We start from the raw sequence: 14,086 nt of genomic DNA on the forward strand, positions 1-14,086 counted from the left end.
CAAGGCGCAGCTAACTCCCAACCAAACTGTCCAATTTTACACCGGGAAACTGACCCATTTTGCGCCGGGATTGACACTTTCGCCTCAACATGAGAACAGGGGGTATCCCATAGACAATAGTTAGGTCGTCTTGCCTCGCGGGAAGGTAGCTAAAAACTCCAATTTTCATGACGGGCCCAGATCAACATTCCTAGCTGGGTTTGAAAAGATCTTGGAAATGTAAGTATCACTGCCTAATATTTCCTTGCCGCCGTTCATGCGCCCCGGGTGCAGAACAGCGTCTAAGCGTAGGCTGGCGACATATTACGGGAAGTTGCAAATAAATTGGCATTACCCCCTAAATACATGAGCGCAGCAATGCGGGCGATGGTCATGGTGGGGAGATAGAAATTTTGGGTTCGATACTACGCCCAAGTTTGTCAAACACCCGATCACGGAAGGCCTTAATATGTTCAACCGCCAGACGATCTGATTCATCGAGTTGCCTATTTTCAATGGCCGAAAGAATCAACTTATGTTCGGTGACAGTTCGCAAAACATCCATGCGTTGTCTTTCTTCGTTAAATTCCCGATACCAGATCCAGCCAATCCGCATGCCAAGAACCGACAATTTCATTAAATGTTCTGCGACGAATTCATTTGACGCAGCGTCCGCAATGGCGCTGTGGAAAGCAAGGTTTGCTTCGCTAAGAACGATGGGATCGTCGCCTTTCGCCGCCTTTTCATACACTTCGCATGCCAGACGGATGGTCTCAAGATTAGCTGTGGTTCGCCGGTGGCAAGCCCAGTGTTGCAACGTGCGATGGGCTAGCTCCAGAGCTTCAAAATACTGTGTTAGTCCCAGTGCGTCCAATGGCGTAACCTGTGCGCCGTGATTTGGTGAAAGCGTGACCAGCCGATTCTGGGCGAGCCGCACTAAAGCCTCACGTAGTGGCGTCCGCGACACGCCAAGTTCTTTGGCAAGAGAAGCTTCATCAATTTTTGAGCCCGGAGCCAGATCCATGCACACAATCAAACGCTGCAGCTTTGAATAGGCCAAATCGGTACCCTCGCCCCGCTTTACCTTCGTTTTCTTCGATATATCGCTCGGCAAATTACACACCATTTCTTGCATGTTAGTAACGTGTTTTCAAAAGCTTACGTTTTCATTCCTGTTACAATAGAGCGTTTAGAACACCTTGTTGCAAGAGAGCTCCGGTCTGCTGAGAATGTCGCGGGTCAAAATCCCTCACAAACAACCGCAGCCTGCTACTGGTATCATCACTTCGCTCAGTTTCTCAACAAACGATATTGACTTGGTCCCATTTTGCATTTTTAGTGTATGCAAGATAAATGCAATGCGACATATTGGACATAATAAGAAATGGACATGGCAGAAAACTCTGAATCCCCAGCAAAGCCAGCATCCACAATCGGGCCTTCACAGGCAGCACGTGAACTGATCGGCAGAAAAGAACTGCGTCAACTTATGACGCGCAAGAATGTACCGGGACTTATCTTCTTAACCGGACACTTGTCGCTGATCGCTTTAACTGGATATCTAATATTCATAAGCCCGGCCGGCTGGCTTACTCTGCTGGCAATGTTTGTCCATGGCATATTTATTGTGCATCTGTTTGCGCCTTTGCATGAATGCAGCCATTCAACAGCGTTCAAATCGAAATGGCTCAATGATACAGTTTATTGGGGATGTTGCTTAGCGCTTGGGCTGTCGCCGCTGCATTTCAAGCTTCAACACGTCGATCATCACACCTACACACAGGACATTGACCGTGATCCACAGATGATCATCATGCCCGAAACACTTTTTGGGTATGTTTTTTACGCAACAGCGCTTCCGTATTTGTATGACACCACCAGAGCGCTTTTTCGTCATGCGAGGGGGCGCTTTAACGAGAAAGAACTGAAGTACATTTATGAGTCCGCCGCACCGCGCATTGTCCGTCAGTCGCGTATCATGATCGGCTTCTATTTCGCGCTCCTAATAATATCGCTCATCACTCAAAGTTGGGCTGTCGCGATCTATTGGTTGATTCCGCGGATAATTGCCGAACCTGTCGAACGGCTCATCCGGGTTGCTGAGCACAATGGATGTGATCGCGTTCCCAACATGTTGATTAACACCCGCACAGTATTGTCTCTTCCTTTGGTGCGTTGGCTTTCCTGGAACATGCCCTTGCATACTGCCCATCACGCTGTTCCTCAGGTGCCGTTTTACGCCATTCCAAAGCTGAACGAATATATTGTCGCGCACACCAAAGATGTTCGGGACGGCTATCCACAAACAGTCGCTTTTCAGGTGTCCCGGCTGGTTGAGCAGGAGCGACAAATACAAAGAGGCGAATTTGGTCTCATGTCAAAAAGACTGGATTAGTAAAGTTCGCCTTTCACCGAAACAAACCGATTAACCGGAGGAAGTACGTCAAGATGTCAGGGGAAAATTGGATTGATGCAATCGCCTGCGATGAAGTTGGTGAAGATTTTCCAGAGGAAATCACAGTTAACGGCCACTATTTGGCGATATATCAGTACAAGGATCAATACTATGCAACTTCCGGATTTTGCAGCCACGAGGACGCAAAACTTTGCGACGGTTATCTCGATGGCGGCATCATCGAATGCCCCTTGCATCATGCTCGGTTTGAGATTGCTACAGGCAAAGTATTGAGTGAACCCGCGACTAAAAACCTCGTGATTTACCCAATTCAAGTGCGTGATGGGCGGATCTACATCTCGGTCCCCAATGCAGCATAAGAGCTGTTTTGCCCTTCGCCGAACAGAAGATGAATGACTCTTGATTTAAGCAAGAGCGATTATTCCAACAACAACAAAGGGAACGAAAACATGAAATTTATTTGTACCGCGTTAGTCGCCGCCGCCGTGGTAGCGACCGGAATGAACGGTAGCAGCGCAGCAGCAGCGGATCTGGACAAAACCGAACTTCAGGTGGTTGGCACGTGGAGCAATGTTTCCCACTGGAGCAAATTTGAAAGCCCATTTTGGGAGAACATGGTGCCTGAGGCTTCAGAAGGCGTAGTGACGGCCAATATCCGGCCGATGGATGAATTGGGTCTGTCTGGCTACGAGATGATGCGGCAACTCAAACTTGGCGTGTTTGACGCGGTGCACACCCTCGCTGTCTACTCAGCGTCAGATGTACCTCTGGCGAGCGGTATTGATCTGGCCGGCTTGGTGAGGGATCGGGAATCCTATTCGAAACTTGTCGCGGCCTACCGCCCCATCTTGGAAGAGGAATTCGAAAAGGTCTACAACGCCAAGATATTGGGCATGTACAGTTTTTCCAGCTATTCCATGATGTGCAATCTGCCAGAAGAGGCAGAAAAGAAGGGCCTTGATGCGATAGCAGGGCTTAAGATCCGCAGCCACTCTACCCCGATGAGCGATTTCATCGAAGGCTTGGGCGGCACTGCTGTGACGATGCCGTTTGGCGATGTTGTGCCAGCATTGCAACAAGGTACGGTAGATTGCGCGGTAACTGGCATGCTGGCTGGCTATCAGGCTAAATGGTGGCAGGTGACCAACACCTATCTTGACATCAATCTCGGGTTCGGCACCGTCGTTCTTGCCGCAAATCTGGATACTTGGAACGGCCTTTCCCCAGAGACCCAGAATTTTCTGCGTGAACAGGTTTCCGAGCTTGAAGGCCTCGTTTTGGCTGAGGCTCCGGTGGAAGATGCACTTGGTGTCAACTGCTATGCCAGCGGGCCTTGTGCAATTGGAGAGCTTGGTATGAACAAGCCGATCCATTTGTCCGAAGCAGATCTGGCCCGGGTTGACAGTATTGTCAACGATATCGTGTTGCCCAAGTTTGCCGAACGCTGTGGCGAGGTATGTATCGGCAAGTGGAACGGTTCTGTTGGTGCGGCACTCGGCGTGAGTGCGAGCAAGTAGCCTTGTACTCATTCATCTAGGTGCGGAACTGGTGCGCGCATTGTTTTCTCCGGCTCCCTCCTGTCAACTTGAGCTGAAGACGAAACCGAAGAGAAAAGGTAATTGATCTGAAAATGCTCACAATTATTTATCAAAGCCTCTTTCATTGGTCGCGGATAATTATCCAAATTAACGGATTTGTTCTGCTGGCTGTAGCAATCCTGGTGACGGTCGATGTGATTGCCCGAAAGCTATTCAGCATTACGCTGTCGGGATCGGACGAAATATCAGGCTATGTTCTCGCGGTGATGTCGGTTTGGGCCTATTCCTATTGCGTGCTGCATCGCAGCCACATTCGCGTTGATGTCGGCTACAATTTGTTCCCGAACTGGGTGCAGCGCATTTTCGATATTCTCGGTATCCTCGCGCTCTTGGTGTTTATTTCTATCCTTAACTACCGGGCTTTGGGTGTCTTCCTTGAAACGGTTAAAAACGGGTCTGTTTCGAACACTACACTTCAATCTCCTCTCTGGATACCTCAGCTTTTTTGGGTTTCCGGGTTCTTCTTTTTTACGTTCACGTTGATCATAGTTTTTGCCCGAACGCTCGTTGCATTGTTTACGGGCGATCCGGCAGCCATTGCGCGGATAGCTGGCATCCCGTCAATCGCAGATGAAGTCGAAACCGAAACACGGAACATTTCGTAGTTTCAAATGATCTTTGAGGGGAGGTTTCATTGTGAAGATTACATTTACACTGCTAGTTATTTTTGTGTTTATCGGCATACCGGTTGCTGCCGCTTTGGGTTTGCTGGGGCTCAGCCTGGACTTTATCTATGCGAATGGACGACTGTCCCGCGGAATCGGTGAATTCCTCTGGGAGAGCACACGACTTACGTTGCTTGTATCGGTGCCGATGTTTATCCTTCTTGGCGAATTGATACTGCGCTCGGGCATCGCGCGTGGGATGTACAATGCGATTTCGATTTGGCTATCCTGGCTTCCGGGTGGCTTAATGCATGCCAATATCGGAACATGTACCATTCTTGCGGCTTCTTCCGGCTCTAGCGTTGCAACTGCGGCAACCGTTGGCACGGTGGCTTATCCGCAGATCGAGGAACGCGGCTATCACGAAGGCCTGTTTCTGGGCTCGATCGCGGCAGGTGGAACGCTTGGTATTTTGATCCCCCCTTCAATCAATCTTATTCTCTATGGGCTGATAACCAATAACTCTATCCCTGAACTTTATCTTGCGGGTCTTATTCCCGGAGTACTTCTTGCGGTGTCGTTTATGGTGACCATTTGCCTGCTGTGTGTTTGGAAGAAAGAGCTTGGGAACGACAAGATCCACGCTAGCTGGTCCGATCGTATTGCAGCCTTACCCCATTTGCTGCCTCCAGTAGTTTTGTTTGTTCTGGTCGTTGGGTCGATTTATACTGGCGTCGCAACGCCAACTGAATCGGCATCTGTTGGAGTGACAGCGGCGTTGATCATGGCCTGGACGGTTGGGAAACTGAATTTCTCTATGCTGCGTGAGGCTTTGGAAGGCACTTTACGTACCACCGGGATGATTATGCTCATCACGTCGTCCGCAATGTTCCTCAATTATGTGCTCGGCTTCATTGGCGTCACGCAAGCGTTGACCTCATCAGTACTCGAATTTGATCTTACCCCGTCTCAGATAATCTTGGCTGTCATCTTGTTCTACCTTGTCTTGGGTATGTTTATGGAAACACTTTCGATGATGCTGACAACCGTTCCGTTGGTCTACCCGATCGTGGCGCAAGCAGGATTCGACGGCATCTGGTTCGGCATCCTAGTTACGCTTCTGATTGAATTGGCATTAATTACACCGCCAATCGGGATCAATTTATTTGTGGTGCAGAGCATCCGATTGAAAAATGGACCCATCAAAGATGTGTTCTTGGGCGTGCTGCCGTTTGCAGTTACAATTCTTGTGATGATTGGCATTCTTGTGTCATTTCCCGGGCTAGCGCTTTGGCTTCCGTCTCTATTCTATTGATACAAATTGGGAAGGTTGCAGCATGGATCGTCTGCTGAGGGTTATTGATGCCATCCCGCATGACAGGGGTCGGCCTCAATGGTGAATAGTATTGAGATTCTGCAATGATTAAGGCCAGCGTTTATTCGAAAATCACTTCGTCGCATTGGGGTGCTTTTCGCGCGAACACAGATGGCAAGAGAATTCTTTCTGTCCAGTCGTTTGACGAAGATACAGAACCTTCAGGTATTTCTCAAATTGTACCCAAAGCAGTACACCATGATACCCGCGTCGCCCGACCCTCCATTCGCACCAGTTGGTTAAAAGGGCAAAAAGGCGTACGGCACGAGGCGACGAGGGAAAGCTTTACTGACGTCCCGTGGGACGAGGCTCTTGATCTTGCCGCGCAAGAAGTCGCACGAGTGCGGCGGGCGTATGGCAACGGGGCAATTTTTGGCGGATCCTACGGATGGGCAAGCGCCGGTAGGTTTAATCATGCGCAAAGCCAACTAAAGCGGTTCCTGAATTGTGCGGGTGGATGTGTTACAGGCTATGGCAGCTACAGCGCCGGCTCATCTTATGTGATTATCCCCCACATTTTTGGTGCCGAGCACATGGATTTCAGCAGTGCGTGGCAGAATACTTGGACTGATATTGTTGATCACACGCAAACTCTGGTAGCATTTGGGGGGGTAAACCCCAAAAACTCCCAAGTAAACGCTGGTGGAATTGGCGATCACAGAACGGCGAGCCGGCTGTCAAAATTGCTGACCAATGGAGCGGAAATTCATACGATCAGCCCATTGGCATCGGATGGCCCGCCCGGTGGGACATGGACATCGGTCACGCCAGGAACGGACGTCGCATTGATGCTCGGCCTCGCGTTTGTTCTTGAAACCGAAGATCTTGTAGATCGTGATTTTCTAAATCGCTGTACAGAAGGCTATGATGTATTACGGGGCTACATACTGGGGGAGCACGACAATTTTGCTAAAAACCCGGAATGGGCTTCCGAACTGTGTGGCGTTCCGGAGGAGACCATTCGAAAACTGGCACACCGCATGGCCGGCAGCCGGACGATGATTACGGTTGCCTGGGCTCTGCAACGTGCACAGCATGGGGAACAAACCTATTGGATGGCGTCTGCTTTGGCCGCGATGCTGGGTCAGTTTGGTTTACCGGGGGGCGGTGTTGGGTTTGGCTACGGTGCGGTGGCAGGGACCGGAGCAGATGTGGCACCGCTTTCGGGCTGCACGTTTCCACAAGGACACAATCCGATCAATGATTTCATACCGGTTTCGCGGGTAGCGGATATGCTGCTCAATCCTGGAGGTGCCTACCAGTTTAACGGGCAAGACAGGGCATATCCTGATGTCAGGCTAATTTATTGGGTGGGTGGTAACCCTTTTCACCACCATCAAGATTTGCATCGTTTGATAACCGCTTGGGAAAAACCCGAAACCATCATCGTGAATGAACCTTGGTGGACTGCCACTACAAAGCGTGCGGATATTGTTTTTCCGGCAACGACGTCATTTGAGCGTGAGGACATCGGGCGCGATAAATCGGACAACTATCTGTTCTTTATGCCTCAATTGATTGAGCCCGTCGGAGAAGCACGCGATGACCATATCATCTTCCGGGAACTGGCTGATCGCCTAGGAGTGGGCGAGAAATTTGCACAAGGACGTAGTTCAAAAGAATGGATACGTCACCTTTACAGTCAATTTCAAAAAAGTTGTTTGGATAAATCTGTTAAAGTGCCTGATCTTGATGAGTTAAAGGAAAAAAACTGGGTGAAGCTGGACATTGAGGGTTCGCGTGCGCCGTCGCCGTTTGTCAAGTTTCGAGCTGAACCGGAAAAATACCCTTTGAACACACCCTCCGGGCGGATCGAGATATTTTCTGAGACAATTGAGGGATTTGGCTATGATGGCGTGCGGGGGCACCCGGCTTGGAACGCCCCGACCGAAGGCATTGGCAGCAAGTTGGCCGAAAAGTTTCCACTGCATCTGTTGTCACCGCAACCCGCCGACAAACTGCACAGCCAGTTTGAATCCGCTTTAGCCGATGTAGAAAATGCGCGGCCAATGCGGATTTTGATACACACGGAAACCGCAGAAGAGCGCGATATTCGGGATGGTGAATTGGTCGAAGTGTTCAATGAACGTGGTAAATGCAAAGGCCGTGCGCAATTCAGCACCGAGATTCACAAAGATGTGGTCTTATTGCCAACTGGGGCTTGGCTGGATCTTGATCCTCAGGGTTGCGACAAACATGGTAACCCCAATGTGTTGACTCCAGACATAGGAACATCGTCGCTGGCGCAAGGCTCAGCGGCAAACACAGCTTTGGTCGATGTTCGCGGTATCGGGTGAACAACCGGATCGGATACAAAAAAGGTTCTGGAAGCCAAAAATGCACTAAATCGTCCAGTACCGCACCAACAATCGCAAGCCAATGCAATTCATATCACGCTGATAGTATTGCCAAGTTGTTAGCACAGCTTGACTCCGTAATGACCTTTTCATGAAAGTTCCGACCAGCATGCCGCGGCTGTGGGGCTTTCGCTTTCCTCGAGAGGTGATTTCCTACGCGGTTTGGCCTTACCATCGCTTCGGCTTGAGTATGGCAGATGTTGAGGACTTGCTTGCGGAGGGGGCGCCATTGTCAGCCGAGAGGCGTACCACATTGTGTCTTGGAATCACAGGCTGACCTTCATTTGATTCAATCTGATTTGAATTCGGATGAAATGGGCTTCCCCTTCCGATCAGTTTCACTGATATCTGGCATTTCTTCCAGTACTGCCGAATTTGCATCAGAAGAGGGAGGTATAATCTTTAGGCGACTATAAAATCTTTGGTTGTTGTTTCAATAACTTCCCATGTGCCGACGAAACCTGCACGCATGAAGAATGTGTCGCCCGCTTGATAGCGATGCTCATTGCCATTTTCATCAGTAATCACCGAGACACCGGACAGGATGTTGCAGTATTCCCATTTGTCGCAAGTCAGCTTCCACTTACCGGGAGTTGCTTCCCACACGCCACAAATCAGGTCGTCGGTCTTTTCTGTAATCCAGGCCGTGAAAGTAGGTGCACCTGAAATCACGTTTTCTGAATCAGGGGCGCCTTTGGAACCTTCGCCTGTTGCTTTGTTAGTTTGGACAAGTTCTGACATGTGTAAATCCTTATGTCTTGGGGGTTGGGTAACATCCTGACTACGCAGATAAAATCAGCTATACTGCGTGATCAATTTTTCGGCGTTTCCGAATAGAATTTGTTCTTGTTCGACGGTGCTCAGCTCGGCGTTTTCTACAGCTATTCGTGTATAATCCGTCGGGAAGAAGGGATAATCGGTGCCAAAAAAGATACGATCGGCGCCAATCTTTTTGACGGCCAATTCAAGCGCACCAGTGCCCATCGACCCATTGTCGAAATACATCTGCCGCAACAGGTGGCGAAAATCCGGGATGGCGTCGGGTGTTCTCGTTTGCGCCACATGCTCCATCCGTTCGACAACAAACGGCAGCGTTCCTCCTAGGTTGATCATCTGAAAAGTTACATTGCTGAGGCGTTTGATGTTCTCCGAGAACGCAAGCGTGACAACCACATGCGCGGCCTCGTTCTGAAGGTCCAGAACCGAAGCGCGGTACATTTGAGAGTCCGAATAGGTGACAACATCCTTCAACTCATCCGCATTTGGCCCGGGGTGAACCATAATGTGACAGCCAAGGTTGTCGGCTTCTTTGAAGATCGGCCAAAGGTGCATCATTTGGGCTTGAGTGCGCAGGTACCCCGCTGGCAGAATTACACCGATATGGCCAAGTTCTAGCCGTAACCGACGCAACTCAGCCACTGATGCGTCAACATCGGCAAGCGGCAAACCTGCGAGCGTTACAAAACGATCTGGATGCTGTCCGCGGATCTCTGCCAATGCATCGTTATACTGTGGAACAAATTCCCTAGCTTCTTTTGGCGGTAGAACGTCCAGCCCGATATTGGCGGGAAACGTGATCATTTGCGTCGAAATGTTCAACGCATCCATATATTCAAGCCGAGGCGTCAATGACGCATCCGTATGAGGGAACGCCATGCGCTTGGCAGCGGTAATCAGATCATATTGGCCTTCTGAAACCAACTCTAGACGCGGAACGCCTGCCCGTTCGCTCAGCTTTTGCACCACGCTGTCACCATGGTAATGCGAATGCATGTCGATGGCGGGGCTGCGCCACTTAGGTCTTTGCTGTGTTTCAGCCATTTCAAATACCGATGTCGACGCGAATTTCGCTTAGCTCCGACCCGCGAGGATGTGCTGCGATCATATCTTGTAATTCAGGTCGGTCCAGAAACACCATTCTGCCATCACGCCAGAAATCCATCCCATCAAACGATACGGTTTGGTCATAGATCGACCAACCAATTTCACCCGGTGGATAGTTTCCGCAGGTGTGAAAATGCAGCCGCCGTGGGCTTGAAAACGTCAGGTTTGTCCAACGCCACAAGTTATCTGTGGGCGCATCGGTGTAGTATGTGTGGCCATTTATCCCCGCGTGCCAAGAATGCACACAATCAGGGTCAATTCCCAACTCGCCAGAAACTCTCGCATAGTGCTCTTCAATTGTTTTGACGGCCTCGGGATCGCCCTCAAATCCGGCAATACGTCCATCACGAACATTGGCCACTACGGGATTTTTGAACAGAATGTAATCCGGATTATAAGTGCTGTTGCCGGATGCTGTCAGCCAATGGGACAAAACAACCTTCCCTGACATATCAGAACAACTGATTGGCCGGAAAATGCCGATGGGAAAGTTCAGCAAAGTGAACCCCGCCTTGGTGCCAGCAGCCGGTGGCTGATAGTCATGCGTACCGCTGACGTCAGTGCCTAGAGGGCAGGTGATCCGCCATTTTTTCACGCCGGCAATCGCGTCTTCCAGCTTACCAAGCATCGATTCCAGTAATTGATGAGGAACAGTACAGAAAGGAGAACCAAGATATTTAAGGTCCAACGCGTAACACATGGTCTTCGTGGACTTGCCGCTGATTTTTGTGAATCTAACCTGATCGCCAATGCGAGAGAAGAAGATCGCATGATCAGCCAAATTGATCGTTTCCATCATTTCATCGGTCAGATGTTCAGGACCTTTAAGCACACCCATTCTTGTTTTGGTCACAGTCGCCCCAAGAGCCTGTGCGACCTCAGCTACGAAATCAGGCGCCTCTTCATCATAATAGTTTACCCCCTCGGGTTCTTTGATGATGATGACACTGTCGCCATTCTTCACACCAATGCAGTTGATTAGAAGGTTCTCGGCACCAAGCCTTGGATTGTTTTCCTGCGGATTCATAGGGCCCTCCTTGATCTGGGCAAAATCGTCGTCAAATGCTCAATTTAGGAGGAGATTTGATGCGATCGATGATATTTTTTAATATCTATCGCAGAGGCATCTTCAGCAGCAATTACGAAGAACAACAGCATTGCTTCGCCTTTTCCGTGCATAGCCACAGCTCGTTGAAAGTCGCGAAACGGATCACGGTCCATTTAAAGAAATACGAAAATATGGGTGCAAAGATAGTGAAGTGCTGAGGCTTTTTAGATCAGTTCGAGCGCCCAAAGTTGTTCGATCTGATGGGATTAAGGCTTGTGGTTCTGCAGTTCACAATCAGCCAATCTGTGACGTGTTTCACGTCCTGAGTTCTGCCAAGATTCGATCCATCATAGCATCGCATGCGACTATCTGACCCAAAGAGACATATTCATCGGGCTTGTGCCCTTGTCCTTCCATGGAACCGGGACCGCAAACAATAGTGGGGATACCCAGTTGGTCAAAGAATCCAGCTTCGGTTCCAAATGCGACTTTAGTTGTTGTATCAGTCTGAGCCAGCCTTTGCGCCATCGCGACAACGGGCGCGGCTTCGGTAACATCAAGACCAGGATAGCAATTATACGGATCAATTTCGATCGCAGCTTCTGAGCTCGTCCGCCGATAGGATTGTTCTACACGTTCAGCCGTAGCCTTGATGCGGGATAAGATGTCCTCTGCACGATCTGCTGCAAGATGGCGATATTCAAAGATTATCTCGGCATGGTCCGGGACAATGTTCAGGGCCATGCCACCGTTCATCTTACCAACATGCACCGTTGAGTAAGGCACTGCATAACCAAGATCTCGTCCGCCACTTTTGGCCAGATCAGCCTGCAAATTTCGCAATTCGACAATGAAGTCCGACGCCATGTGCAGCGCGTTCACAAATTGGGGAGCAAGGGCCGAATGGCCGCTCTGACCGCGACAAACAGCACGCAGCGCAGCTTTTCCTTTGTGGCCAATAGCCACCTGCATCTCGGTTGGTTCCCCAACAAAGCACGCCCGAGGCGTGCCAAGCAAAGGTACAAGATGTTCCATCATATTGCGAATGCCCACGCATCCAATTTCTTCATCATAGGACAGTGAAATTTTCAGCGGCTCCTTCAAATCTGCCTGCGCAGACCGATCCGCCAGTGCAAGAACCGACGCGACATAGCCCTTCATATCCGTAGTACCCCGGCCATAGAGCTTGTCGCCGTCTTGCCTAAGCTGGAACGGATTACCGCTCCAACTTTGCCCTTCGACCGGTACAACATCAGTGTGCCCAGACAGCAATATCCCATCTCCAGCAGGGCCTTTTTCTGCGTAGATGCCCGCCTTTTGACCTGTCTCGTCAGGGATACGGTTAGTCGTAAATCCCCGGCCTTTCAGGAAGTTCTCTGCATACTCAATTAGGTCCAGATTGGATTTGGCGCTGACCGTGTCAAAACCAATCAGTTTATCCAGTATTTCTAATGTAGATGTCATTCGAGTCACCATTGCTACTGTAGTCTTTTAGGCGGCATGGCGGCGCTGTGCCGATGCCCTCTTTGTTTTGTGTTAGTTCACCAGCCGTGGCTGACTGGAAATGTACTCAATACGACGTGGCTCAATTCTATCGACAAAGAAACAGTGTGGTAAATTGGCTCGCACATATGCGATCAACCGATGATTTTCTGACGCGTTTACAGTCATGTCAGTCAACATAAAGAAATCTTTTCTGAATTACCGATTTGGGCAAATCAAACATCAGAACTTAAACGCCAAGCACTCTGGCGTTCACGCAACAATGGAAGAACTTAACGCCCAGAAACGCTCGACAAATGGCCTTCCGATTTCATCTGTGCGGTGAAGTCGGATAGAGACGTCGATTTCCTGATGCTCTTCGCTGATCTTGACCAATTTCCCGTCGGCCAACTCTTGCTTCACTGCCAGCCGTGGCATCCAGCATACTCCCAATCGCTGCAAGCAAGCGGCTTTCAACGCTTCGGCAATTGAGTTTTCGTATCTGAAATCCACCTCGAACGTGTTTTCATCCCTTTCCAGAATCATTTGCGTCGCCCTACCCAAAAAACTATCCGCTGGGTGCCTGAGATAGGGCACAGGTTCGTTCCCCGTCAGCGAAAAGCAAGGCACTTGATTACGATCCGCAGCGCTGACCGCGATGAGTACGTCTCTTTCGATGTTCACGTAAGGATGCGTCTTATTCTCCAACAAGCAAGGAACAGCAGGATGGTGATAGCTCAATACAAAATCGCTTGATCCAGATACCACGGCCTCGATGCAACCGGAAAAATCGTCTGCTGTTACCCTGCTACGGATTGTGCCGAATTTCTCTTCAAGCTGAGTTAACCATTGTGGAAAGAAAGAGATCGCCAAGGAATGCAGGGCATGGAACACTAAGATCTCATCGTTCTGTTTGGTTATTCCTTTTGCTTCCTGTCGGGCGTTTTCCATCGCTCTGATGATGTCATACGCCGTGGATTTGAACGACTCGCCTGCTTCGGTCAGTTTTACAGGGTGAACACTTCTATCAAAAAGCGGGGTGCCGATCCAGAACTCCAGGTTCTTGATACGTCGGGTAAATGCGGATTGGCTGATATTTCGTACGTCGGCGGCTTTGGCGAAAACCCTTGTCGATGACAGCGCAAGGAAGTCCTCCAGCAACGCAATTTCCATTCGTGATTTCCCTTACCGGTCGTTGCAGCACAATAGGAAGTCAGCGTTCGATGCAAACGTGTTGCAAGTTTTGCATCTTGCAAAGATTGCAATATGCAATCTTCCTTTGCAACCCACGGCTTTGCCTCCTGCGCTAGTAGCACCGGTATTCGCTTTCTGCTCCGACAAA

At 49.8% G+C, this 14,086-nt stretch carries 13 protein-coding genes and 1 pseudogene; 7 read left to right on the plus strand and 7 right to left on the minus strand.

Annotated elements, in window-relative coordinates; translation table 11 throughout:
• Window positions 1–370 precede the first annotated feature (370 nt).
• The gene (locus tag AC2FJ5_RS20630) at window positions 371–1,114 is read right to left on the minus strand and encodes a GntR family transcriptional regulator (protein ID WP_496794446.1); all 744 of its coding nucleotides are present in this window, start codon (window positions 1,112–1,114) and stop codon (window positions 371–373) included.
• A gap of 249 nt (window positions 1,115–1,363) precedes the next feature.
• Here AC2FJ5_RS20630 and AC2FJ5_RS20635 point away from each other — a divergent pair, with 249 nt between their 5' ends.
• The 7 genes and pseudogenes from AC2FJ5_RS20635 to AC2FJ5_RS20665 form a co-directional block, all read left to right on the plus strand.
• On the plus strand, window positions 1,364–2,374 hold the full coding sequence (locus AC2FJ5_RS20635; protein ID WP_496794447.1) for a fatty acid desaturase: 1,011 nt from the start codon (window positions 1,364–1,366) through the stop codon (window positions 2,372–2,374).
• 53 nt (window positions 2,375–2,427) lie between these two features.
• Window positions 2,428–2,754, plus strand: a complete 327-nt coding sequence (locus AC2FJ5_RS20640) for a non-heme iron oxygenase ferredoxin subunit (protein WP_496774830.1) — start codon at window positions 2,428–2,430, stop codon at window positions 2,752–2,754.
• A gap of 90 nt (window positions 2,755–2,844) precedes the next feature.
• The gene (locus AC2FJ5_RS20645; protein WP_496774829.1) at window positions 2,845–3,912 is read left to right on the plus strand and encodes a TRAP transporter substrate-binding protein; all 1,068 of its coding nucleotides are present in this window, start codon (window positions 2,845–2,847) and stop codon (window positions 3,910–3,912) included.
• A 113-nt stretch (window positions 3,913–4,025) separates the two neighbouring features.
• A complete protein-coding gene (locus AC2FJ5_RS20650; protein WP_496774828.1) occupies window positions 4,026–4,598 on the plus strand; it encodes a TRAP transporter small permease subunit in 573 nt (190 codons plus the stop codon).
• A gap of 28 nt (window positions 4,599–4,626) precedes the next feature.
• Entirely contained in the window at window positions 4,627–5,913 is a 1,287-nt protein-coding gene (locus AC2FJ5_RS20655) for a TRAP transporter large permease (protein ID WP_496794455.1), read from the plus strand.
• A gap of 104 nt (window positions 5,914–6,017) precedes the next feature.
• Window positions 6,018–8,270 carry a molybdopterin-dependent oxidoreductase gene (locus AC2FJ5_RS20660; RefSeq protein ID WP_496794448.1) on the plus strand — a complete coding sequence of 751 codons (2,253 nt, stop codon included), beginning with the start codon at window positions 6,018–6,020 and terminating at the stop codon, window positions 8,268–8,270.
• 151 nt (window positions 8,271–8,421) lie between these two features.
• Window positions 8,422–8,603: pseudogene (locus tag AC2FJ5_RS20665) on the plus strand (IS6 family transposase); the annotation flags it as partial.
• A 129-nt stretch (window positions 8,604–8,732) separates the two neighbouring features.
• Here AC2FJ5_RS20665 and AC2FJ5_RS20670 read toward each other — a convergent pair.
• The 6 genes from AC2FJ5_RS20670 to AC2FJ5_RS20695 form a co-directional block, all read right to left on the minus strand.
• The gene (locus tag AC2FJ5_RS20670) at window positions 8,733–9,071 is read right to left on the minus strand and encodes a cupin domain-containing protein (RefSeq protein WP_496774826.1); all 339 of its coding nucleotides are present in this window, start codon (window positions 9,069–9,071) and stop codon (window positions 8,733–8,735) included.
• A gap of 54 nt (window positions 9,072–9,125) precedes the next feature.
• Window positions 9,126–10,151 (minus strand): amidohydrolase family protein, encoded by a 1,026-nt coding sequence (locus AC2FJ5_RS20675; protein WP_496774825.1) that lies wholly within the window; start codon window positions 10,149–10,151, stop codon window positions 9,126–9,128.
• A 1-nt stretch (window position 10,152) separates the two neighbouring features.
• Complete coding sequence (locus tag AC2FJ5_RS20680; RefSeq protein WP_496787534.1) at window positions 10,153–11,241, minus strand: hypothetical protein; 1,089 nt, start codon at window positions 11,239–11,241, stop codon at window positions 10,153–10,155.
• Window positions 11,242–11,285: 44 nt separating this feature from the next.
• Window positions 11,286–11,435 carry a hypothetical protein gene (locus tag AC2FJ5_RS20685; RefSeq protein ID WP_496774823.1) on the minus strand — a complete coding sequence of 50 codons (150 nt, stop codon included), beginning with the start codon at window positions 11,433–11,435 and terminating at the stop codon, window positions 11,286–11,288.
• Between the two features lie 142 nt (window positions 11,436–11,577).
• On the minus strand, window positions 11,578–12,726 hold the full coding sequence (argE, locus tag AC2FJ5_RS20690; RefSeq protein WP_496774822.1) for an acetylornithine deacetylase: 1,149 nt from the start codon (window positions 12,724–12,726) through the stop codon (window positions 11,578–11,580).
• 291 nt (window positions 12,727–13,017) lie between these two features.
• On the minus strand, window positions 13,018–13,917 hold the full coding sequence (locus tag AC2FJ5_RS20695) for a LysR family transcriptional regulator (RefSeq protein ID WP_496774821.1): 900 nt from the start codon (window positions 13,915–13,917) through the stop codon (window positions 13,018–13,020).
• Window positions 13,918–14,086: the final 169 nt, after the last annotated feature.

Source organism: Ruegeria sp. CDSA221, from assembly GCF_059611825.1.